Genomic DNA, 22,836 nt, shown 5'->3' with positions numbered 1-22,836 from the left:
ATTCGCGCTCGGTCATCGCCATCCTGTCCCTTGCCCTCAAAACGGCAGCTTGGCGCCCGGAGCGACCCGCAGCAACTGGGTACGAAAATCCTGCTGGATACGCGCCAGCGCGGCAGCGTCGTCGGCTTCGAAGCGCAACACCACCACCGGCGTCGTATTCGACGCCCGAGCCAGGCCGAAGCCATCGGCATACTCGACCCGCACGCCATCGATCGTGATCACGTCGCGCGCACCGGTGAACTGCCCCTGCTCCTGCAGGCGCTTGACGACTTCGAACTGTTCGCCCTCGGACGTTTCCATCTTCAGCTCCGGCGTCGAGGTCGCCTGCGGCAGCGCCTCGAGCACCGCGGAAGGATCTTCCGAGCGCGACACGATCTCCAGCAGGCGCGCGCCCGTATACAGGCCGTCGTCGAACCCGTACCAGCGCTCCTTGAAGAAGGTATGCCCGCTCATCTCGCCCGCCAGGGGCGCGCCCGACTCCTTGAGCTTGGCCTTGACCAGCGAATGCCCGGTCTTCCACATCACCGGCTTGCCGCCCGCCGCGCGCACCTCTTGCGCCACATAGCGGCTGCACTTCACGTCGTAGATGATCTCCGCGCCCGGATTGCGCGACAGCACGTCGCGCGCATACAGGATCAACTGGCGATCCGGCCAGATGATCTGGCCCGACTTCGTCACCACGCCCAGCCGGTCGCCGTCGCCGTCGAACGCCAGGCCCAGCTCGCAATCGGTCTCGGCCAGGCTGCGCTTCAAGTCTTCCAGATTGTGCGGATCGGCCGGATCCGGATGGTGGTTGGGGAAAGTGCCGTCCACATCGGTAAACAGCTCGACCACCTCGCAGCCCAGGGCCTTGAACAGCCGCACCGCCACCGGCCCGGCCACGCCATTGCCCGCGTCCACGGCAATCTTCATCTTGCGGGCCAGCTTCACGTCGCCGGTAATGCGCGCCAGGTAATCCGGCACCGGATCCCATTCCCTGCGCGTGCCGCGCACCGCCGCATCGCCCCCTTCGTCCTTGAGCATGGGATCGCGCAGCGCAGTGATCGCATCGCCATACAGCGTCGTACCGGCCATCATCATCTTGAAGCCGTTGTACTCGGGCGGATTATGGCTGCCCGTAATCGCCACGCCCGAGCCGGTGCCGCCCACGTGGGCCGCGTAATAGACCAGCGGGGTCGGCACCATGCCGATATCCAGCACGTTCACGCCGCCGGCCATCAGGCCCGCCTGCAGCGCCTCCGACAGCCCGGGCCCGCTCAGCCGGCCATCGCGGCCGATCACGACCTCCTGGACACCCTGGCGCCGAGCTTCGATGGCCAAGGCCGCGCCCAGGCGGCGCGCGAAGTCCGGGCTCAGGGGCGTGGGGACGACGCCCCGAATGTCGTAGGCCTTGAAGGCGGACGCGGCAATATCCGCAGGCGAAGAATGGGAAGTCCCCACGAAAGGCTCCTGATATAAACGCAACAATTACACGAACTATAGAGGATACAATCCCGCGCTTATGCTTTTTTTCATTACACGTAACCTACGTTACGTCCGACAACCCGCGTAGCGCCGCAGAAACGGATGCATACACGCCAGCGGGCGGAAGTCGTCTATAAGAATTACGTGACAAACGGACCTCCAAACCAGGCCGTCTCCATTTTTAAATAATAAAAAACGAGGCGTCGGCACTCGCAGCCAGCCGTAGGGACCATGTTCAACTTTGCTTGCAGCTTCGTCATTTCCCTTTTGGCTACCGCGCTCGTCATGCAGGCAGGCCGCTATAGCCGGGCCGCCATCGACCTGGATATGGACGGCGCCCAGCGCTTCCATGCCCGTCCGGTTCCACGCATAGGCGGTATCGGCCTGGTCGTAGCCTGTAGCACCGCCACTGCGGCGCTCGCATATTGGGACCCCTTCCTGGCCAGCCTTCTGGCCATATTGCTGTTCTGTTCCGCGATGGTTTTCGTGGCGGGGCTGGCCGAAGATCTCACCAAGCAGGTCCGGCCCGCCATCCGCCTGGCCAGCGCCTTCGCCAGTGCCGGCCTGGCCGCCGCGCTGCTCCAGGCCTGTATCACCAGAGTAGGCATCGCCGGCCTCGACGCCTATCTCGCCCTGCCGCTGGTCGGCGCGCTGGCCGCCGTCCTGTGCACCGCGGCCCTGGTCAACGCCGTCAATATCATCGATGGCTTCAATGGCCTGGCCGGCGTCACCAGCCTGGCCATGTCGGGCTCGCTGGCCTATGTCGCATTGCAAGTGAACGACCCATTCGTGCTGGCCGGCGCCCTCATCCTGTGCGGCGCCCTGCTCGGCTTCCTGGTCTGGAACTACCCGCGCGGCCTCGTATTCCTCGGCGATGGCGGCGCCTACTTCGTCGGTTTCATGCTGGCCCAGCTGGGCATCCTGCTGGTGGCCCGCAATCCCCAGGTCTCGGCCTGGTACCCGGCTCTGCTGTTCATCTACCCCATATTCGAGACCGCCTTCTCGATCTACCGCAAGAAGCTGGTTCGCGGGATCTCCCCCAGCATCCCGGACGGCATGCACCTGCACATGCTCATCTACAAGCGCGTCATACGCTGGATGGCCCCCGGCCACGACACCGTCCTGCAGACGCGTCGCAACGCCGCCACCTCGCCGTATCTGTGGGGCTTGAGCCTGCTTTCCATCGTGCCGGCAACGCTGGGCTGGCAGTACGGGAGCCTGCTGGCGGCATTCCTCGCGCTCTTTATTGCCGCCTACCTGTGGCTGTATACCGCCATCGTGCGATTCCGGACACCTAAATGGATGGTGCTGCGGGGCACCAAAGTCTCCCAGTCCTACCACACATAGAACGCGGTTTAACGGGTAAAACCTGCCCGAAACCGTTAGCACGAAAACATTAACAAAACGGCGTAACTATGCGTAACAACACCTCTCCTGGGAAAACCGGTCAGGAAAGGACACGTTGTGCCTTTATTTTGGACAATCTCCGCATTTTGTTACAATCCGGACATAGAACGTAATAGTCCGCCCTCTATCCTGTCTGCCTGCAGTTTGCTCCGTCAGCGGCGGCCCTCCCGAGATAACAGCCGCGCCGGCTTTTACGCCCCTCATACCGCTTCCAGCGCATTTCCGAACCAGGAATACGCTGGGGGTTTGTTGTCTTCGGCGCCGGACGAACCACCAAGCAGGACGCACGAAAAACAGGGAAGAATCATGGCGGCAGCAAAAGCAAAATATTTTGGCACCGACGGCATACGCGGCAAGGTGGGAGGAGAACTCATCAATCCCGCCCTCGCGCTGAAACTCGGCCATGCCGCCGGCCGCGTCCTGCTCCAAGGCGCACCCGCAGGAACCCGGCCCACCGTCCTGATCGGCAAAGACACCCGCATTTCGGGCTATATGCTCGAATCCGCCCTGGAAGCGGGGCTCTCGTCGGCCGGCGTCGACGTGGTACTGGCCGGCCCTATCCCCACCCCGGCCGTCGCCTACCTCACGCGCGCGCTGCGCATGTCGGCCGGCATCGTCATCAGCGCCTCCCACAATCCCTACGGCGACAACGGCATCAAGTTCTTTTCAGCCCAGGGCACCAAACTGCCCGAGGCGCTCGAACAGGCCATCGAAGCCGCCATCGAACAGCCCATGGCTTGCATGCCCTCCGAGGGCCTGGGCCGCGTCAAGCGCCTGGACGACGCCGCAGGCCGCTACATCGAATTCTGCAAAGCCAGCTTCCCTCATGACATGACGCTGGGCGGCCTCAAGATCGTCGTCGATGCCGCCCACGGCGCGGCCTACCACATCGCCCCCGACGTCTTCCGCGAACTGGGCGCAAATGTCGTCGGCATTGGCTGCGAGCCCAACGGCTTCAACATCAACGAAAAAGTCGGCGCCACCCATCCCGAGGCCTTGGCAGCCGAAGTCAGGAAACACCAGGCCGACCTCGGCATCGCCCTGGACGGCGACGCCGACCGCATCCAGGTCGTGGACGCCGGCGGCCGCATCTACAATGGCGACGAACTGCTCTACGTGATCGTGCGCGACCGCATGTCCCGCGGTCCGGTGGCCGGCGTGGCCGGCACCGTCATGACCAACTACGCCTTCGAGCGGCGCATGGCCGAGCTCGGCGTCGACTTCGTCCGCACCGCCGTCGGCGACAAACACGTCATGGCGGCGCTGCAGGAAAAGGGCTGGCTGTTCGGCGGCGAAAGCTCCGGCCATATTCTCTGCCTGGACCGCCACAGCACCGGCGACGGCATCATTGCAGGGCTGCAGGTCGTCGCAGCCATGAAGCGCGCCCACAAAAACCTGCCCGCACTAACCTCCGAATTGCAGCTGTTGCCGCAGAAACTGGTGAACGTCAGGCTTCAACCGAACCTGGAATGGGAATCCCATGCCGGACTGGCGCAAGCGTACCGGGACGTCACGGCCACGCTGAAAGGCCGCGGGCGTGTATTGATCCGGCCCTCGGGAACGGAGCCCAAGCTACGCCTGATGGTCGAGGCCGAAGAAGAATTGCTGGCCGCGAAATGCGTCGACCGGCTTGCCAATAGCCTGTCTCCCTCTCATGCATGAGTTTCTTACCGTTTTTTTAACGAAACATTTTTTGGACGGATGTTCTGCCCTTTCATCAATCCCCCAAACCAAGGATGGCATCCTGTTCGGATGCTGCGATAATTACCCCTCTTTGGGCTCGGCGGCCAACAGCCTGTGCCCAGTTCCGCAAGCTTGAGCCACACCGCCGATGAGCAACATGATCGTCCCTGAAATCTGGCAGAAAGGCGGCACCGCAGCCATTCTGGCTTTCTTTGCGGTACTGCTGCTGCTGCCGGTCGCACGCCGTTTCCAGTTGCTGGATTTCCCCGCCGGCCGCAAAGACCACCAACAACCCACGCCGGTCATCGGCGGCCTGGCCATGGGTATCGGCATCTTCGCGGCAGAAGCTCTTTACCAATTGGGTACAGGCGAGTTCAGCCAGGAAATCCTGGCCTACGCGACAGGCGGCGCGTTGCTGCTGGCAATCGGCCAGCTCGACGACAAATACGATCTGCCCTGGTGGCTGCGCATCTGCGCGCAGGCAATCGCAGCCCTCATCACCGCAACCTGGGGCGACGTCCGCGCCGAGCACCTCGGTCCGCTGCTGGGGCTGGGTACGGTCTCCCTGGGAGACTGGTCCATTCCCTTCACCGTTTTCGCCACGGTCGGGCTCATCAACGCGCTCAACATGATCGACGGCATGGACGGTTTTGCGGGTTCGCTCTGCCTGACCGCGCTGCTGATGCTCGGCGCGGCGGCCCTGTATTCGGGGAATACGCCGCTGGCCGCAGACATCGCTCCCCTGTGCGGCGCCCTCCTGGCCTTCCTGTACTTCAACATGCGTTTCCCTTGGCGCAAACGCGCCAAGGTCTTCATGGGCAACGGCGGCAGCGCCTTCCTCGGCTTCACGGTGGCCTGGGTCGCATTCCGACTCACCCAGACGCCGGGCCATCCCGTCTCCCCCACGCTGGCCCTGTGGCTGGTCCCGATCCCGCTGATCGACTGCCTGGTGGTCATGACGCACCGCATTCGCCGCGGCACATCGCCCTTCAAGGCCGACCACAACCATATCCATCACCTGATGCGCGATGCGGGCGTCAGCCCGATGCGGACCATCGTGACCGTATGCCTGTTCAGCCTGCTCACCGGCCTGGCCGCCGCCCAGTCGCTGCGGGCCGGTTTCAACGACACGCCCTTGCTCGTGGCATTCGCCGGGCTGCTGGTGCTGTGGCATTGGGTCACTTCCAAGCGCGGGCGTGCATTGGCCCTGCTGCGGCCGCTCGGCCGCAGCAAAGAGGAGGAGGGTATCGCACGCGCGGCAGAGGCCGCCGGCCCCATTTCCATGGAAAGCGACGCCGGATAACTCCGTTTCCCATGAAGACCTTCTCCACCGACCTCAACCTGGTGAGCCGATCCAGCGGCCGCATCGTTCATGACATGAACGCATACTGCAACCTGACCAGCGAGGACGAAATCCAACACCGCATCTATAAATTGCTGGAAGCCCGGCCCGAAATATCGCAACGTGAACTGGCCGATGCGCTGGGCATCAGCCTTGGCCGCACCAATTATTGCCTGAAGGCGCTGGTGCGCAAGGGCTTGGTCAAAATGGAAAATTTCCGGCGCAACGGCAACAAGCTGAGCTACGCGTATTTGCTCACCCCCACCGGCATGTCCGACAAAATCCGGCTGACGCATAAATTTCTCCAGCGCAAGCGTGCCGAATACGATGCGCTTCGAACAGAAATCCAGGAATTGGAACAAGACATCGGCAAACTGAACCGGTCTCCAGTTCTCGCCCCTCATCCCCCATTAACCACCGCCAACAAGAAAGCATGACCTCATCAGACATCCAACTCGCCGTCGTAGGACTGGGCTACGTCGGCCTGCCGCTGGCCGTGGAATTCGGCAAACAACGATCTGTCCTGGGCTTCGACATCAATACTAGGCGCATCGACGCCCTGCGCGCCGGGCATGACGCCACGCGCGAAGTCAGCGATGAGGAATTGCGCGAAGCCTCCGGGCTGCGCTATAGCGCGGACCCCGAAGACCTGCGCGCGTGCAACGTATTCATCGTCACCGTTCCGACTCCGATCGACGAGCACAAGCGGCCGGACCTGACTCCTCTCGTCAAGGCCTCGGAAACGCTGGGCAAGATCCTCAAGCGCGGCGACATCGTCATCTACGAATCGACGGTCTACCCCGGCGCCACCGAAGAAGACTGCGTTCCCGTGCTAGAGCGCCATTCCGGATTGAAATTCAATGTGGATTTCTTCGCCGGCTATAGCCCTGAGCGGATCAACCCCGGCGACAAGGAGCATCGCGTTGCCTCGATCCGCAAGGTCACCTCCGGCTCGACACCCGAGGTCGCGGAACTGGTGGACCAGCTCTACCGCCAGATCATCACCGCCGGCACTCACAAGGCCGAGAGCATACGCGTGGCCGAAGCTGCTAAGGTCATCGAGAACACTCAGCGCGACCTGAACATCGCTCTCATCAACGAGCTCGCCATCATCTTCAACCGCATGGGCATCGACACCGAGGCCGTGCTACAGGCCGCCGGCACCAAGTGGAACTTCCTGCCCTTCCGCCCGGGCCTGGTCGGCGGCCACTGCATAGGCGTGGACCCTTATTACCTGACGCACAAAGCACAAAGCATCGGCTACCACCCCGAAATCATCCTGGCCGGCCGTCGCCTGAACGACGGCATGGGCGCTTATGTGGTCTCGCAACTTGTCAAGGCCATGCTCAAGCGCCGCATCCAGGTCGAAGGCGCTCGCGTCCTCGTCATGGGCCTGACCTTCAAGGAAAACTGCCCCGACCTGCGCAACACCCGCATCGTCGACATCGTCAAGGAACTGTGCGACTACAACATCACCGCCGATGTCTACGACCCCTGGGTCAGCGCCGACGAAGCCCGCCACGAGTACGGCATCAGCCCCGTGGCGCAACCCGAACCGGGCAGTTACGACGCCGTCATCCTGGCCGTAGCCCACGACCAGTTCAAGGCCATGGGCGATGCCGACATCCGCGCCCTGGGCAAGCCTGAACACGTCTTGTACGACCTGAAATACGTGCTGCCTCGGCATACTGCCGATCTGCGCCTGTAAAGAAGCTGCTCCATGACGACTTATACCGAACTTCAAAGTACCCTGCGCGCTCAACCCGCCACGTGGCTCATTACTGGCGTGGCGGGCTTTATAGGCAGCAATTTGCTGGAAACCCTGCTCAAGCTGGACCAGCAGGTGATAGGGCTGGACAATTTTGCGACAGGACACCAGCGCAACCTGGATGAAGTCCAGACGCTGGTAAGCGTCGAACAATGGGCCCGCTTCCGCTTCATCCGCGGCGACATCCGCAATCTCGACGATTGCCGCCAAGCATGCACAGGCGTCGAATACATTCTGCACCAGGCTGCGTTGGGCTCGGTGCCTCGCAGTCTGGCCGATCCCATTGCCACGAACGCGACCAATATCGACGGCTTCTTGAACATGCTGGTCGCAGCGCGCGATGCCGAAGTGAAAAGCTTCACGTATGCGGCCAGCAGTTCGACCTATGGCGACCATCCCGGCCTGCCCAAGGTGGAGGACACCATAGGCAAGCCTCTCTCACCCTATGCGGTCACGAAGTACGTGAACGAACTTTATGCGGACGTGTTCGCGCGCTGCTATGGGTTCAAGGCTGTCGGGCTGCGGTATTTCAACGTATTCGGACCGCGTCAGGATCCGGACGGCGCCTATGCCGCGGTTATACCCAAATGGACCGCGGCAATGATCAAAGGAGATGCGCTTCATATCAATGGAGATGGCGAGACCAGCCGCGATTTCTGCTTTATTTCAAATGCCGTACAAGCCAACCTGCTGGCTGCCACGGCAACCGCGGAAGCAACCAACCAAGTTTACAACGTCGCAGTAGGTGGGCGCACTTCGTTAAACCAGCTTTTTGGGGCTCTACGGGAAGCCCTCGGCGCCAATGGTATTGGTTACACAGCCAAACCAATTTATCGAGACTTCCGCGCTGGAGACGTGCGCCATTCGCAGGCCGATATCGGCAAAGCGGCCCACTTGCTCCACTACGCCCCTACCCACGACATCATATCCGGTATTCATGCCGCAATGCCTTGGTACATTAAATTCCTGAGTATCACCGCCAAGCCATCAGCTGCGTAATGCCCTAGATGCGATTTCATCCCCCTTCAGGTAGAAGCCACGCTTGGCGAACCCCAAGCAAGGCTCGGATTCGCTCCAACTTTCCCTCGGCTCTGGAAAATGAAAATTCTTTTAACAGGGGCAGCCGGATTCATCGGCATGCATACGGCGCTGCGATTACTTGATCGCGGAGATGAAGTAATCGGTGTTGACAATCTAAACGACTATTATGAAGTCGCATTAAAAGAAAGTCGCTTATCCCGCCTTCTCCCTCACCCTGGATTCTCTTTTCTCAAGTTGAATGTAGAGGACAGAGAGGGCATGTCTGGGGCGTTTTCGAAAGAAAAGCCTGAACGGGTCATCCATTTGGCGGCTCAGGCGGGAGTGCGCTATTCACTTCAAAACCCCTACGCCTACATCGACGCAAATCTTCAAGGTTTCCTCAACATTCTTGAGGGATGCCGCGCGCAGAACGTTGAGCATTTGGCATATGCGAGCAGCTCGAGCGTATACGGGGGGAATACGGCTCTTCCGTTTTCTGAACACCAGAACATAGACCATCCCGTGAGTCTGTATGCGGCGACGAAGAAAGCCAATGAACTGATGGCCCACACATACAGCCATCTTTTCCAGATACCAACAAGCGGATTACGCTTTTTCACGGTCTATGGACCGTGGGGGCGACCGGATATGGCGCTCTTTATTTTTACCCGGGCAATACTGGAAGGCCGTCCGATCGACATATTCAACAACGGTCTGATGACACGCGACTTTACTTACATCGACGACATTGTCGAAGGAGTCATTCGGGTCATCGACAAACCTGCAGAACGAGCTCCCGAGTTCGACCCGAGCCATCCCGATCCTGCAATCAGTAACGCCCCATATCGTGTCTTTAATATAGGTAACATGCAACCAACGCCTCTAATGGACTATGTCCATGCGCTAGAGGAGGCGATAGGGATAGAGGCGAAGAAGAACTATCTTCCAATGCAGCCTGGCGATGTACCCGCTACAGCCGCGGATACATCCGAGCTCGACAAATGGGTGGGATTCAAGCCGAACACCCCGGTAAAAGAAGGTGTTCGTCGTTTTGTTGAATGGTATCGGCAGTATTACAACATATTATGAAAATTTCCATATTTGGCACGGGCTACGTAGGACTTGTCTCTGGGGCTTGCCTTGCGGACGTCGGGCACAATGTCTTGTGCATGGATGTTGACGCTCAAAAAATCGACCGTCTCAATCAAGGTGAACTCCCGATCTGGGAGCCGGGGCTTGACACGCTGGTCGCTCGAAACGTAGAAGAGGGTCGCCTTAGCTTCAGTTCAGATGTTGAACATGCGGTACAGCACGCCGACATACAGTTCATTGCAGTAGGAACTCCTCCGGATGAAGATGGCTCGGCAGACCTCAAATACGTTATTGCGGTTGCCGAATCCATAGCTCGCCACATGGATCGATACAAAGTAATCATTAACAAATCCACCGTTCCCGTCGGCACCGCGGATAAAGTTCAGAAGGCGGTTGAACAAATTCTGGAAAACCGTAACGCGAAAATTTATTTTGACATCGTTTCCAACCCGGAATTTCTCAAAGAAGGAGCGGCAATCGCCGATTTTCTTAAACCAGACCGAATCATCGTGGGCACCGGCTCGCCCCGGGCACAAGCGCTGATGAAAGAACTGTACGAGCCATTCAATCGTAACCACGAACGAACACAATTCATGGACGTGCGCAGCGCAGAACTTACCAAATATGCTGCAAACGCTATGTTAGCAACCAAAATTAGCTTCATGAACGAGCTCGCGAACCTAGCAGAGCGGTTAGGCGCGGACATCGAGGAAGTTCGCAAGGGAATCAGTTCGGATCCCCGCATCGGGTTCCATTTCAACTATCCGGGTTGCGGTTATGGCGGCAGTTGCTTTCCTAAGGATGTTCAAGCTCTGGAGCGGACGGCGGCTCAAATTGGCTATGACGCACAATTGCTGAAGGCAGTAGAAGCAGTCAATAACCGCCAAAAAACCATTCTTTTTTCGAAGCTTGCCAAGCACTTCGGAGATGCGCCTGACTCCCTCGCCGGAAAAACCATTGCCGTGTGGGGCCTGGCATTCAAACCAAACACTGACGACATGCGTGAGGCTCCCAGCAGAGTACTGATCGAAGCTCTATGGGAAGCAGGCGCAAAAGTTCAAGCATTCGATCCGGTAGCCATGAACGAAGCCCGACGCATCTACGGTATGCGCCAAGACTTTCATCTGGCTGAAGACAAGTACAGTGCCCTGAACTATGCCGACGCTCTGGTCATATGCACGGAATGGCAACAATTTCGAGCGCCTGACTTTGACGAAATTGCTACCCGCATGCCCTCAAAGCTCATCATAGACGGGCGAAACTTGTTCCAGCCAGACCGGTTGAAGACCCTTGGATGGACGTATGTAAGCATCGGGCGAGAAATTTGATGCCATAAGGAGCTTCCATCGACATTGAAGCGGCAAATGCCCGAAAGGTATAAGGCAGCATTACGATGCTGGGGCCCCAGCATCTTTTCTAAATAAATGGCCAACTTGACCAAAATATTCACGTGACAGGATATTCGAAAGCACACACCATCGGACGAAGACTTCTGTCCCGATTCGGAGGCGGAGGTGGTGGCCGGCTGATGGCGGTCGCCTGCAGCCTTTTATCCTCGGTAGTCCTTGCTCGAGCCCTTGGGCCTGACCAATATGGCCTCTATGCATTGGCGCTATCCGTCGTATCCATGTTGGCGCTAGCGGTGCATCTTGGCCTTCCCAATCTGGTCATTCGCGAAACCGGGCGAGCTCTCGCTACTGAAGAATTTTCGTTGATGCGCGGCATTCGGGTATGGGCAGCGGGAATCATGCTATGCACCGGCATCCTCGTTGCAGGTGGCTTCCTGGCTTGGCTCTACATCTATCCCTCGTTAGCCGAGGCTCGCCGATCAGCGTTTCTTGCCGCAGCTCCTCTCATCATCCTTTTGGCCATCGCGACGGTATCGAGTGGTGTACTTACCGGCTTGAGGAAAATTCTCTGGGGTGTCTTACCTAATCAAGTCGTACGTCCCGTGCTACTTTCGCTAGCCGTACTACTCTGGATTCTTCTCGGACGACCGATCGATGCAGTAAATACCATGCAAATGCACACTGTGGTAGCTGCACTAACAATCATAATTGGTCTTACTGCAATCCGGCATTACAGTCCGAATCTCCATAAATTCAGAATAGCGCTCAATAAGAAAAACTGGCAATCCGCGCTAATTCCACTGACACTCGTCGTGGCTATCCAACTGATCAGCACAAATACCGACCTAATATTACTGGCCATATCCGTACAAGATGCCGAAATCGGCCGATATCGCATAGCAGTTTCCATAGCCCAAATAGCCATGTTTGGGATGACTGTTGGACAAGTGGTCCTGCAAGCACACGCCGCGGGCCTTCATGCGACCGGCCAGCATGACGCACTTCAAAAAATCGTCAAAGAAGCATCGCGCCTGGGATTTGGCTTAGTTGCCCTGGCAACCCTTATACTGATTCCATTTGGCAAACCGCTGCTAGGCCTTGTCTTCGGCCAACAATTCGCCCTCGCCGCAACTCCGCTCGCCATTATCCTGATTGGAAAACTTATCACCGCATACGTAGGCGCTTCTGAAGTCATGCTAGCCATGGGGGGAGAAGAAAAAATCCTCCTCTGGGCAAACATCAGTAGTTTAGTAGTAAAAGTGCTCAGTTGCGTAATTCTAATCCCGCTATATGGGGTAGAAGGGGCGGCCGCCGCCACAACTCTTTCAACAGCCCTGGCAGCCGTTCTAACTGCAGTTGCCGTGAAACGCAGGCTGCACCTTTCGACCACCGCATTCTAGGCACATACCAGACGCCTGCCGCTCGCGACCTGGCTCTTTAGCAGAAAAGGAAAAATTTTTAAATGACCGCGCTCGACACCAATAGCCAGGTATTTAATAAAAACGAATCTATCCGATCGGACAAGAGACTACCTAATTTTCTTATTTACTCAATCCAGGGTTGGACTGATATGTGGGTCAGCAAGCACTGGATTGCTGCGGCCCTCGCCGAACACGGGAATGTCTACTTTGTAGAACCATATCGCGGAGCATTTTTGCGCGGCAGGGGAGCAAAACTAAAAGATTTCTTCAATGGCCCCCGCTTCCGGATGGAGAGCAAAGTCAATGTTGTTACAATGACAAGCCCCCCTGGCTATTACAGCGGTCCGGGTTGGTACCGCGCCCTATCGCGCGGTCTCATGAAAGCTCAAACATCCCGCCTCCGCCGCAAACTCGGTGGCGGCCCGACATATGTTCTCACTTTCGATTATCGCAGCGAGCCACTCATTCGAGAACTGGGCTCAGTAGAACGAGTGCTCTACTATGCGATCGACATCATATCCAGTCACAAGAACGATCCTTGGTGGCCCGAATCATCACTGATACGCACAGCAGACGCTGTACTTACAACAAGTCAACGCCACAAGGACAGACTGATCAATTCCTTTGGGAGGCAAGACATTGAGGTAGTGCCTCACGGCGTGGACTTTATCAATGCCGCCAAGGTTTCTCCGCAGCAGCCGATAGAGTCCAAAAACAAAAAAAACGTCATCGGCTACACAGGGTCAATTCACGACACCTATGTCAATTTTGATGTCATCCGAACTGTTGCAACGCAAAAACCGGACTGGGAATTTGTTTTTATCGGCCCCGTCAATCGAAACGCTCTTTCTGTTGGAGCGTCAGAACGCATTCAGCAAATTGCCTCGCTTCCGAACGTAAAATTTCTGGGTGCCAAACCCTACCAGGAACTTCCCGGCTACATCTCGAGCTTTGACGTCTGCATAATGCCCTATGCGTTAACCGTCGACAACGAACCATTCAAGACGCTAAACTACTTTGCGCAAGGAAAGCCGGTAGTTGCTGCCGACGTCCCCGGTGTTTCGGAGTACCAGCACTTGCTCTACACATACAGGACTGCGGAAGAAATGATTATCGGGGTTGAAAAAGCTTTGGCGGAATCAACCGACTTCCCTCTTAAGGCCGAACGCATCGAATTCGCCAGGCAACGAGATTTCTCCCAAGTCGGCCGTAAATTGATGCAACTCTTCGGCTTAGCCTAAGCATAAACACCGCGACAGCGCTTCATTTGACAGACAAAGCCGATAACAAAATTCTCGACTTCTTCTGTCGAAGCAGTCCACCCGAGTTAGGGGTGAGTTCCCGGAAATTCACTTAGACGCATCAAGCGCAGCTTGAAAAGTTGACCCTTCTCCTGTCGACATAAACTCCCGCGCGGCCTGCTTCGCCCCAAACACGTTTATGTGTCTTCCGTCATAACTATACGGTACGCCGGCGCGGGTAAGATTGGAGGTCGCGCCTGCCGAAAACAGCGTATCTCGTTTCAAGAAAATAACATTGCTGTACTTCTTCGCTTCATTCTCAACCAAAGCATTAGCTTCTTCAACGAGGCGGTCAGAGTTGGTGGATATATTTTCAATATTGAAAGATACACCTTGAAGAGCACTCTTTTTATATAAGAACATTATATTTTCATCAAATCTCTTTGGAGAGGGCATGATAACAACAAGCTTCGCTTTCGATGCAGCATATGCGATTGCATTGCGAACCTCTTCCATGTGCCCTTCTCGTGAAACAGCTTGCCAATCCCCTCCCAACACCACGAAGTCATAATTTTGGACATTCTGGGAAAAAAACGTTCTGTCATACATACACTGCTGGTAGGAGCGCTGCATTTTCGATGCAGTGTACCCATCCTGCAAACTCGGATAACACCAGTTAGTAGTAACGGAATGCACCTGGAACCTCAAAGTCTGACCCACTTCATCCCAAAGAGGATCATATTGAGCGGCGTAGGAGTCACCAAACAAAAGAGCCTTTTTCTCCGATCCTGCCATTCCCAGCCAGCACTCGACTCCGGCCGCATCAACGGAAAAGTGCGATGAAAATGCATCGTTGAAGCACCAGCCATTATCTTTCGTAGGCATGTCCAATCTTTCATCAACGGCCCAAGCGGGTAGTCTTTCCGGAAATCCTTTCAGTACATACCCCGCCATTCCCACTCCAAAGGCAGCGACCAAGCCTACGGCTCCAACGGTGAAAACAGCTCTTCGACCAATTCGCTCTTTTTTACGGAAGGGTTGTTCAACAAATCGCCAGCTTACATAGGCAAGGACCAATGATAACGAAACCAAAAAAAACGCCAGTTCGGCTGTACGCTCTACACCAAATCGAAATCTGGAAAAAACAAGAATAGGCTGGTGCCATAGATATGCGCTATAACTGATCAACCCAATCCCGACGATAGGTTTGAACGATAAAAACTTACCAGCCATTGTCTCTTGGTGAGCGCAAGCTATCACCAGAACAGCCCCAATTGTCGGAATCAATGCCGACACGCCCGGAAATGGAGATTCTCCGCTAAGAAAAGCTACCGAACCAAAAATGAGAACCAAGCCCAATAAACTACCGAACTGCTCCAGTTTTAACCTCCACCCTAAACCACCCCTAGCGGTTTTAAAAACTGGAAGGGCAATCGCCAAAAGCGCACCTAACAGAAGTTCCCAGGAACGCGACGGCAGCATATAAAACGCAAATGAAGAGTCTTTTCGAACGGCATATAAAGCCAAGCAAAAGCTGGCAAAAGCGATAAGACCGATGATCAGCAACAGATTTTTCTTTTCCTTCTTCCGAAGCAAAAACATAAAGACCGGGAAAAATAGATAGTACTGCTCTTCAACGGCGAGACTCCAGGTATGAAGGAGCGGCAGCAATTCAGAGCTGGTGGAAAAGTAGGTTCCACTACTGCGCCAAAAAAATATATTTGATGCAAATACCGCCACCGCAACTACACTACGGGCAAAGTTCCTTAAATTGTCCGGCGGCAACCAAAGCCATGCAAAAGGCAGGCACACAAACAAGACTACGAACAATGCAGGCAGAATACGGCGAGATCTTCTCTCATAGAAGTGCACAAGAGAAAATCTCTCCTTGCACAAGTCTTCGATAATAATTCCTGTTATCAGATACCCGCTGATTACAAAAAAAACGTCCACCCCCACGAAGCCGCCACCGAACCCGGTAACACCCGCATGAAAAAAAATCACTGGTAAGACGGCTATGGCACGAAGGCCATCAATTTCCAATCTATAACGCAACTCGCACTCCCAGAGGACCGGCGCTTAAGTTTTCAAACAAAGGGGGTGGTAAATGCCACACGAGCTCGACAAATCAGCAAAGCAGGCTCAAAAATCTGAGGCCCTGGAACCATGACAGAAAAATTAAAGCTGGAATATAACAAGCTATTTTTTGTGACTTTACTCCATTTTTGTTACCGGCGGTAGCCTTGCCAAGGTGCGATCCTTCTCTCACTCCTTTATAATCCACACCAAGCAGTTTGGCACACAGGCATCCATCATTACCAATCGTTACATACAAAAATCGGCCAGATCAAATGGGCCAGCCTCATCTTTCCTGACGGCTAACTATCAATGGCGCTAACAAACTCTCTCATTCCTACGCTTTATCTTACCCGCACCGGATTGCTCGAACCCCTGGGGCAAAGCCAGGTCATGGCTTATCTGCGTGGTCTTTCACGTGACTATCAAGTGACCTTGATCACTTACGAAAAGGATCGCGATTGGGCCGACACCAGTCGCATGGAGGCGGCCAGACGGGAATGTGAGTCATACGGAATTCATTGGCTTCCCCAGCGTTTCCGATTTCGCCCTCGTATTATTGCACCTACGATCGACATGATCCGGATGGCGCGACTCGTCGCTGGTTCGGTAAAACAAAAAAAAATAAAACTGATACACGCCAGGTCTTACATACCCGCAGCTGTAGCTCTTTTCGTAAAAAAAACCTTAGGCGTACCATTTATATTTGACATGCGGGCCTTATGGCCGGAAGAGTTGATTGCTGCAGGCAGGTTGAAGCGTAATTCCATTATGCATTGGTTCATAAAGCGCGCAGAGCGAGCTTGTTTGGAGAAAGCTGCAGCAGTTGTATCACTAACACACTCTGCGGTTGAGCACCTTAAGGAAATATATCCGAAGACGCGAGGACAACGGTTCTCTGTCATACCCACCTGCGCAGATCTTGATCGGTTTACTCCCGCAGATGAGACGCCAGAAAATCGCACATTCGGCTGCCTGGGTACAGTGCTCAGCGGTTGGTTTCGCATCGATTGGCTGGCTTCTTTCTTTAATCTGGCCAGCAACAAGGATCCTGAACTCTCGTTCGAACTGACTACACTGGATGATCCAGAAAAAGTAAGAGCAGCGCTCGGGCCTGAGTTACAAAAACGCGTCACTATAGAATCATCCTTCCCTGACCAGGTGCAGAACATACTGAGAAGACAGATAGCCTCCGTAATGTTTTTTACGCAGGGACTCAGTAAGCTAGGGAGCAGCCCTACGCGCATGGGCGAGATTCTAGGCTGCGGCATTCCCGTGGTCGCGAACGACGGGGTCGGCGATGTCGCAAAAATTATAAAGGACTACAGAGTTGGCGTGGTCATCCGCAAGCCAGAGGAAATGGCGAATGCATGGGATGAACTCCAATTATTACTGTCCGAACCAGATCTGGCGACTCGCTGCCGTAATGCCGCAGAAGATATATTTTCCTTAAAGGCTGGTACGGACTCATATCGTGCTCTTTACACGGTAATTCTTGGCAACCGAGGATCCGTTCCTCCTAGCAATACGTAGAAACCAAGGAACAATAATTCATGTGTGGATTGGCAGGTTTTCTCGACCCTACGCCGCTTTCCAACGACGCATCTGGGGAACGCATTCGCGCGATGACTGCATCGCTGCACCGCCGTGGCCCAGATGCAGAGGGGCATTGGTTGAATGATGGCATTGCGCTGGGGCATCGGCGGCTCGCGATTATCGAGCTGTCCGAAGCCGGGGCTCAGCCCATGATTTCACAGGATGGTCGTTTCGTCATTGCGTTCAACGGGGAAATTTACAATCACCTGGAACTCCGGTCAATAATAGAGAAATCGGCTGCCGAGCCGAAATGGCGTGGGCACTCCGATACAGAAACATTACTGGCTTGCATAGCGCATTGGGGCATAGACGAGACTTTGCAGCGCGCCCACGGTATGTTTGCAATTGCGGTTTGGGATACTCAGAGAAAAAATCTCATTCTCGCCCGAGACCGGATGGGCGAAAAGCCTCTCTATTGGGGGTTTGCAGGACGAGCTTTGGTCTTTGCTTCAGAATTGAAAGCACTAAGAAAGCACCCGGATTTTCCGAGACAGGTTTGCCGCGAAGCGTTGGCCCAGTATATGAGGTTTGGCTACATTCCTAGTCCGCGAAGCATACATCCCAACATTTATAAGCTCGAGCCTGGCAGCATTCTTGAAGTAGATTCACTGTCTTTTTCTCGTCCCGACCGGCCCTTGAGGCCAGGCGAACATCTGGGTCCACTACGAATTCGGCAATATTGGTCCTTGAATCACACGATAGAGTCCGGCCTGCAGGCGCCTATCCTGAATGAAGATGATGCTGCCTTTGAACTAAGCGAAACACTCGAAAATGCCATCGTGCAACAGATGATTTCAGACGTTCCATTAGGCGCGTTTCTTTCAGGCGGCATAGACAGTTCGCTGATAGTGGCCTTAATGCAAAAGCGGGCCTCTCAACCCATCAAGACGTTTACTATCGGATTTGATGACTCTCGATTCAATGAAGCTCCTTATGCTGCAGCGGTCGCGCGCCATCTAGGAACTGAACACACAGAGATACTGGTTACTGATGCCGAGGCACGCGAAGTAATTCCTTCCTTGCCTGAGTTCTACGATGAGCCATTTGGTGACTCATCACAAATTCCGACTCATCTGGTCTGTCGCGCTGCCCGTACCCGGGTCACAGTTGCACTTTCGGGTGACGGAGGCGACGAACTATTCGGCGGCTACAACAGGTATTTTTGGCATAGGAAGGTATGGCGCCGTTTTGATTGGATTCCGTTCCCCCTGCGACAAGCTCTGGGGAGGGCTCTTTCTTTCCCTTCTGTTGACGCTTGGAACCACTCGGCTGAATTAATGGGGAAAGCAGGCGTTATATCCATTTCTCGCCCTGGCGACAAGGTGCATAAACTTGCTTCCCGGTTTATGCACGTCAGAACCATCGATGACCTGTACAAGAGTTTGGTCTCCGAGTGGGAACAACCAAAAGCATTAATTCCTCACTTCGCAGGTGAACCGCCCTCCATGCTGTCTGATCCGCTCCCCGGCGGTATGCATCCGCTTGCTCGCATGATGGCACAGGACATTCGCAGCTATCTGCCAGATGACATATTGTGTAAAGTTGACCGTGCCGCGATGGGAGTGAGCCTGGAAACAAGAGTCCCCTTTCTTGACCCTCGCGTAGTTGCGCTTTCCGCCCGGATCCCCATGAGAATGAAGATTCAGGGCAACATCGGCAAACTGCCATTGCGCAACATTCTATATAAACACGTTCCTCGTGAACTCATCGAACGTCCGAAAGCAGGATTCGGCATTCCGGTCGGAACTTGGCTACGCGGCCCCCTAAGATCGTGGGCAGAAGATCTTCTCACACCAGCGGCGTTGGCAAATGACGAATTGCTAAATCCCGCGCCTATCCGCAAAGCCTGGGCCGAGCACCTTTCCGGAAATCGGGATTGGACACCTCGCCTTTGGATGATATTGATGCTGCAGAGTTGGCGCCAGCATGAAGCCTAGTTCGTTGAAAATAGACCATCATACTCTGAGAGGTTTGGAATGAGATTGCTAGCGCTTTCTCGATACACTCGCCTAGGAGCCAGCAGCAGACTTCGCTCGCATCAGTATTTCCCTCTCTTCGAACGAACAGGCTGGGACGTAACGAGTATTCCACTATTTTCAGATGACTATGTCAACAATCTTCAAAGTGGCCACCGAAGCTTGAGCCATATTTGGAAAAGTTATTATCATCGAATTATGGCTATTATGCGCAGCCGCAAGTTCGATCTGATTTGGATAGAGAAGGAATGCTTACCCTGGATACCTGCCTGGGTAGAACTCTCGCTTCTCAAAAATGGCACGCCATACGTCCTAGATTATGATGATGCAGTATTCCATTACTACGACCAGCACTCAAAAGGTTTGGTGCGGCGCATTCTTGGCCAAAAGCATACTGATCTTATTCGCAACGCTTCACTGGTTATAGCTGGCAACGAGTACCTGAACACCTATGCTCGGCAAGCCGGTGCACACAACGTGGTGGTCATACCCACCGCTATCGATCTCGAACGCTATCCCGTTCCAAAAAGCAAAGCGGGAACGACAGTCACACTCCCTCATGTCGGATGGATAGGCCAACGTTCAACTGCCCATTTTTTGCGTCCGCTGGCCCCTTTATTTTCCGAGCTGGAAGCACAAGGCAAGGGCCGATTCTCTGCCATTGGTATTGATACCAAAGCATTCGATTTACCGATGCATTCCATTCCATGGTCAGAGAGCACCGAAGTTGCTTCAATTAGCAGCCTGGATGTGGGAATCATGCCACTGGTCGATGGGCCATTCGAGCGTGGCAAATGCGGCTATAAGTTGATTCAATACATGGCCTGCGGAATTCCCGTCATTGCATCTCCAGTCGGGGTAAATGGCAAGATCGTCGAGCAAGGCAGGAACGGTTTTCTAGCAGCAACCGATGAGGACTGGAACCGCGCTCTTTCCACCTTGCTCGAAAACCCAGAATTGCGCAAAGAAATGGGGGCCGAAGGTAGACAAATAGTTGAGAATGAATACTGCATTCAGGTTACCGGCCCCAGACTCGTCCAATCATTGGCAAAGTTGGTATAACTATCTCGGCTTTTATCCAAGAGAATTTTCACACCATTGATATCACTTTCGCGATCAACGGAATAATTTTGAAAATCCTATTATTCGCAAATACCGACTGGTATCTTTATAATTTTCGTCGTTCTCTAGCAATTGCCCTTCGGGAAGAAGGACACAATGTAATCTTAGTGTCGCCAGAAGGCCCCTATGGAGAAAAGCTCCGCGAACTTGGCTTCCGGTGGATACCTGCGCCAATGAATCGACGCAGCCTTAATCCGGTTCGTGAGCTACGACTGATCCTATGGCTACGAAGATTACTTTCCTGCGAAAAAATCGACTTGATCCATAACTTCACAATCAAATGTGCCGTATATGGGTCGCTTGCCAGCCGTTTCTCACGCTCTCAAGCGCGAGTCAATGCAGTCGCCGGCATGGGATATGTATTTACCAGCGAAAATTTCAAAGCCCGCACGTTACGTCCCATCGTCCGCATATTGATGTTTGTGGCTCTCGGCGGCAAACGCACTCGCCTCATTCTTCAAAATCCAGACGATGTGCACCTGTTTGAACAGGCAAAATTGGCAAAGCCGGCCAACATTCGCCTGATACCGGGGTCGGGCGTCGATTGCCAGAAATTTTCCCCGCCTCTCAGCAAACCAGCGAGGAGTGTTCGTACGATGCGTGTGCTGCTCCCCGCGCGGTTATTATGGGACAAGGGGCTTGCGGAATTTATAGAGGCCGCAAAAGAATTGCTTCAGAGTGGGAGAGAAATCGAATTTCTCATTGCAGGCACTCCTGACCCGGGCAACCCCGCCGCTGTACCTGAAACAACCGTTCGACAATGGGAGAAGGACGGTTTGCTCCAATGGTTGGGACATGTGGATGATATGCCCGAGTTATTTCATTCTGTTGATGTGGTCGCTCTGCCTAGCTACAGGGAAGGTTTGCCGAAAGGACTCATCGAAGCAGGTGCTTGCGGACTGGCGCTTATCACAACGGATGTTCCTGGATGCCGAGAAGTAGTGCAGCATCGCAAAAACGGCCTTTTGGTCCCGGCAAAAAACGGACAAGCTCTTGCCCAAGCCATTGCCGAACTACACGACGATGTCGCGCTTAGGCACGCAATAGGCACAGCAGCACGACAAACCGCACTAGACGAGTTTGACGAAAAAATCATCATCAAACAGACCTTGGCCGTGTATCAGGAATTTACCCCAGTCCGCTGAAAGCTGTGACCCGCCTTAGAGCCAACCTAAGCCTGCTAGCTTCACTGCCAAAGAAAGACCCATGGATAAAACTGGTAAGGCAACCAGGCAAATGCATGGCTAGCAAAAAACAACCATACAGCCAATATAGATGCGCTATATCCCAGCAAGGAAAAAACTACCAGTTGGTTTTTTGCTGCGAATCGACCGAAAACATCTGGCAAACGAGACAAGACAAATAGTTGCAGCGGAATCCAATAGAGAGCGACACGATCGACTGCTGTCGAGGACGAAGACACCATAAGCAACGGAACAAACATCACCCCGCTGACAGACATCCATGTCCAAAATGTTTGCGCTCTAGCGTCTAAGCGAAACCGCTTTCTAAACAACAAAAACAATATTGCTGGAATGCAATTCATAGCGACGCGTATTGCGGCGCCAGAGGAATCATACTCCTTATCAACATATCCGTATTTCAGGTTATCAATAGATTCTTGTAGCAGCAACACATACAACACCAGACACACCAGCACCACGCCCAGCATCACCATAAGCCGATTTTTTTGGCCGGAGAATAATACCAAAGGCACTAACACAATCGCACTTTTATGAAAGAGACCAGCGACTGCGATCCAGAACAGGAAAGCAACGACACCCCGCTGCTGTAGGGCCGCCATTCCCAACATGGCTAACCCAATGGCGACCCCTTGCCTGGTATACCCCATCGCTACAACAACTACCAAATAGGGAACAGCCACCGCAAGCGCCAACCATGGTCGAGGTTGGCTGCGACAAAACACAGCAAGCCCAACCGAGAAAATCGCCGCACAAACCAAATTGACGAAATAAACGCCGCCTACCCAGTTTGCACCCAGCCAGTTAAGCAGAGTATAGGCGGGATCCCCTCGGCCATTCGCTCCTGGGGAGCCAAAGCTCTTCCCCTCCATGGCATCGATATGCCACAGATAGCTGACCCAGTCCCCGCCCACTTCGTGGCGCCAGCCTATCATCAATGTCAACAGCGCTATTGCAACAAGCCACGCCCCCTCCATTGGAAATGCTCGCTGCGAACCACGCGCGACGGGACGCATGTGCGTAATGGCCATCCATGCCACACAAAAAAACAATACCCAATAAGGAAGCATTGATTAA

General features: G+C 54.7%; 17 protein-coding genes. 14 read left to right on the top strand and 3 right to left on the bottom strand.

Features of this window, described 5'->3' with window-relative positions:
• Window positions 1–36 precede the first annotated feature (36 nt).
• Window positions 37–1,410 (bottom strand): phosphomannomutase/phosphoglucomutase, encoded by a 1,374-nt coding sequence (locus tag PIGHUM_RS11000; protein WP_124079749.1) that lies wholly within the window; start codon window positions 1,408–1,410, stop codon window positions 37–39.
• A 285-nt stretch (window positions 1,411–1,695) separates the two neighbouring features.
• Between PIGHUM_RS11000 and PIGHUM_RS10995 the strand changes: the two genes are divergently transcribed.
• From PIGHUM_RS10995 to PIGHUM_RS10950, 10 genes are all read left to right on the top strand, one after another.
• Window positions 1,696–2,811: an MraY family glycosyltransferase gene (locus tag PIGHUM_RS10995; RefSeq protein WP_124079630.1), complete on the top strand. Its 1,116-nt coding sequence runs from the start codon at window positions 1,696–1,698 to the stop codon at window positions 2,809–2,811.
• A 366-nt stretch (window positions 2,812–3,177) separates the two neighbouring features.
• Window positions 3,178–4,533, top strand: coding sequence for a phosphoglucosamine mutase (gene glmM, locus PIGHUM_RS10990; RefSeq protein WP_124079629.1), 1,356 nt, complete (start codon window positions 3,178–3,180; stop codon window positions 4,531–4,533).
• 178 nt (window positions 4,534–4,711) lie between these two features.
• On the top strand, window positions 4,712–5,857 hold the full coding sequence (locus tag PIGHUM_RS10985) for an MraY family glycosyltransferase (RefSeq protein WP_160142240.1): 1,146 nt from the start codon (window positions 4,712–4,714) through the stop codon (window positions 5,855–5,857).
• Between the two features lie 11 nt (window positions 5,858–5,868).
• Window positions 5,869–6,333 carry a MarR family EPS-associated transcriptional regulator gene (locus PIGHUM_RS10980; RefSeq protein WP_246013116.1) on the top strand — a complete coding sequence of 155 codons (465 nt, stop codon included), beginning with the start codon at window positions 5,869–5,871 and terminating at the stop codon, window positions 6,331–6,333.
• Complete coding sequence (gene tviB / locus PIGHUM_RS10975; RefSeq protein WP_124079627.1) at window positions 6,330–7,604, top strand: Vi polysaccharide biosynthesis UDP-N-acetylglucosamine C-6 dehydrogenase TviB; 1,275 nt, start codon at window positions 6,330–6,332, stop codon at window positions 7,602–7,604. Before PIGHUM_RS10980 ends, tviB begins: the two co-directional genes overlap by 4 nt.
• A gap of 12 nt (window positions 7,605–7,616) precedes the next feature.
• Window positions 7,617–8,663 carry an NAD-dependent epimerase/dehydratase family protein gene (locus tag PIGHUM_RS10970; protein WP_124079626.1) on the top strand — a complete coding sequence of 349 codons (1,047 nt, stop codon included), beginning with the start codon at window positions 7,617–7,619 and terminating at the stop codon, window positions 8,661–8,663.
• Between the two features lie 99 nt (window positions 8,664–8,762).
• Complete coding sequence (locus PIGHUM_RS10965) at window positions 8,763–9,773, top strand: NAD-dependent epimerase (RefSeq protein ID WP_124079625.1); 1,011 nt, start codon at window positions 8,763–8,765, stop codon at window positions 9,771–9,773.
• Entirely contained in the window at window positions 9,770–11,104 is a 1,335-nt protein-coding gene (locus PIGHUM_RS10960) for a UDP-glucose dehydrogenase family protein (RefSeq protein WP_124079624.1), read from the top strand. Before PIGHUM_RS10965 ends, PIGHUM_RS10960 begins: the two co-directional genes overlap by 4 nt.
• Before the next feature lie 200 nt (window positions 11,105–11,304).
• Window positions 11,305–12,525 (top strand): oligosaccharide flippase family protein, encoded by a 1,221-nt coding sequence (locus PIGHUM_RS10955; protein ID WP_124079623.1) that lies wholly within the window; start codon window positions 11,305–11,307, stop codon window positions 12,523–12,525.
• Between the two features lie 62 nt (window positions 12,526–12,587).
• A complete protein-coding gene (locus PIGHUM_RS10950; RefSeq protein ID WP_124079622.1) occupies window positions 12,588–13,787 on the top strand; it encodes a glycosyltransferase in 1,200 nt (399 codons plus the stop codon).
• A 108-nt stretch (window positions 13,788–13,895) separates the two neighbouring features.
• On the opposite strand, the gene PIGHUM_RS10945 is transcribed toward PIGHUM_RS10950, so the two are convergent.
• Window positions 13,896–15,842, bottom strand: a complete 1,947-nt coding sequence (locus tag PIGHUM_RS10945) for an acyltransferase family protein (protein ID WP_124079621.1) — start codon at window positions 15,840–15,842, stop codon at window positions 13,896–13,898.
• A gap of 333 nt (window positions 15,843–16,175) precedes the next feature.
• On the opposite strand from PIGHUM_RS10945, the gene PIGHUM_RS10940 reads away from it, so the two are divergent.
• The 4 genes from PIGHUM_RS10940 to PIGHUM_RS10925 all read left to right on the top strand — a co-directional run bounded on the left by PIGHUM_RS10940 (window position 16,176) and on the right by PIGHUM_RS10925 (window position 21,702).
• Window positions 16,176–17,396 carry a glycosyltransferase gene (locus PIGHUM_RS10940; RefSeq protein WP_124079620.1) on the top strand — a complete coding sequence of 407 codons (1,221 nt, stop codon included), beginning with the start codon at window positions 16,176–16,178 and terminating at the stop codon, window positions 17,394–17,396.
• A gap of 20 nt (window positions 17,397–17,416) precedes the next feature.
• Window positions 17,417–19,396 (top strand): asparagine synthase (glutamine-hydrolyzing), encoded by a 1,980-nt coding sequence (gene asnB, locus PIGHUM_RS10935; RefSeq protein WP_124079619.1) that lies wholly within the window; start codon window positions 17,417–17,419, stop codon window positions 19,394–19,396.
• 201 nt (window positions 19,397–19,597) lie between these two features.
• On the top strand, window positions 19,598–20,497 hold the full coding sequence (locus tag PIGHUM_RS10930; RefSeq protein ID WP_246013114.1) for a glycosyltransferase: 900 nt from the start codon (window positions 19,598–19,600) through the stop codon (window positions 20,495–20,497).
• Window positions 20,498–20,565: 68 nt separating this feature from the next.
• The gene (locus tag PIGHUM_RS10925; protein WP_124079617.1) at window positions 20,566–21,702 is read left to right on the top strand and encodes a glycosyltransferase family 4 protein; all 1,137 of its coding nucleotides are present in this window, start codon (window positions 20,566–20,568) and stop codon (window positions 21,700–21,702) included.
• A gap of 41 nt (window positions 21,703–21,743) precedes the next feature.
• Here the strand turns inward: PIGHUM_RS10925 and PIGHUM_RS10920 are convergent, their stop codons facing one another.
• The gene (locus tag PIGHUM_RS10920; RefSeq protein ID WP_124079616.1) at window positions 21,744–22,829 is read right to left on the bottom strand and encodes an EpsG family protein; all 1,086 of its coding nucleotides are present in this window, start codon (window positions 22,827–22,829) and stop codon (window positions 21,744–21,746) included.
• Window positions 22,830–22,836: the final 7 nt, after the last annotated feature.

It is taken from the genome of Pigmentiphaga humi, from assembly GCF_900606115.1.
Classification (GTDB): Bacteria; Pseudomonadota; Gammaproteobacteria; order Burkholderiales; family Burkholderiaceae_B; genus Pigmentiphaga; species Pigmentiphaga humi.
The sequence above is the reverse complement of the archived record's forward strand: the minus strand, read 5'-3'. Positions and strand labels throughout refer to the sequence as shown.

Bases quoted from the DNA above. Each gene is read 5' to 3' on its own strand.
- tviB (WP_124079627.1), top strand. From the start codon at position 6,330: ATGACCTCATCAGACATCCAACTCGCCGTCGTAGGACTGGGCTACGTC.
- PIGHUM_RS10960 (WP_124079624.1), top strand. From the start codon at position 9,770: ATGAAAATTTCCATATTTGGCACGGGCTACGTAGGACTTGTCTCTGGG.
- PIGHUM_RS10970 (WP_124079626.1), top strand. From the start codon at position 7,617: ATGACGACTTATACCGAACTTCAAAGTACCCTGCGCGCTCAACCCGCC.
- PIGHUM_RS10965 (WP_124079625.1), top strand. From the start codon at position 8,763: ATGAAAATTCTTTTAACAGGGGCAGCCGGATTCATCGGCATGCATACG.
- PIGHUM_RS10980 (WP_246013116.1), top strand. From the start codon at position 5,869: ATGAAGACCTTCTCCACCGACCTCAACCTGGTGAGCCGATCCAGCGGC.
- PIGHUM_RS10940 (WP_124079620.1), top strand. From the start codon at position 16,176: ATGGCGCTAACAAACTCTCTCATTCCTACGCTTTATCTTACCCGCACC.
- PIGHUM_RS10950 (WP_124079622.1), top strand. From the start codon at position 12,588: ATGACCGCGCTCGACACCAATAGCCAGGTATTTAATAAAAACGAATCT.
- PIGHUM_RS10955 (WP_124079623.1), top strand. From the start codon at position 11,305: ATGGCGGTCGCCTGCAGCCTTTTATCCTCGGTAGTCCTTGCTCGAGCC.
- glmM (WP_124079629.1), top strand. From the start codon at position 3,178: ATGGCGGCAGCAAAAGCAAAATATTTTGGCACCGACGGCATACGCGGC.
- PIGHUM_RS10920 (WP_124079616.1), bottom strand. From the start codon at position 22,829: ATGCTTCCTTATTGGGTATTGTTTTTTTGTGTGGCATGGATGGCCATT.
- PIGHUM_RS10995 (WP_124079630.1), top strand. From the start codon at position 1,696: ATGTTCAACTTTGCTTGCAGCTTCGTCATTTCCCTTTTGGCTACCGCG.
- PIGHUM_RS10985 (WP_160142240.1), top strand. From the start codon at position 4,712: ATGATCGTCCCTGAAATCTGGCAGAAAGGCGGCACCGCAGCCATTCTG.
- asnB (WP_124079619.1), top strand. From the start codon at position 17,417: ATGTGTGGATTGGCAGGTTTTCTCGACCCTACGCCGCTTTCCAACGAC.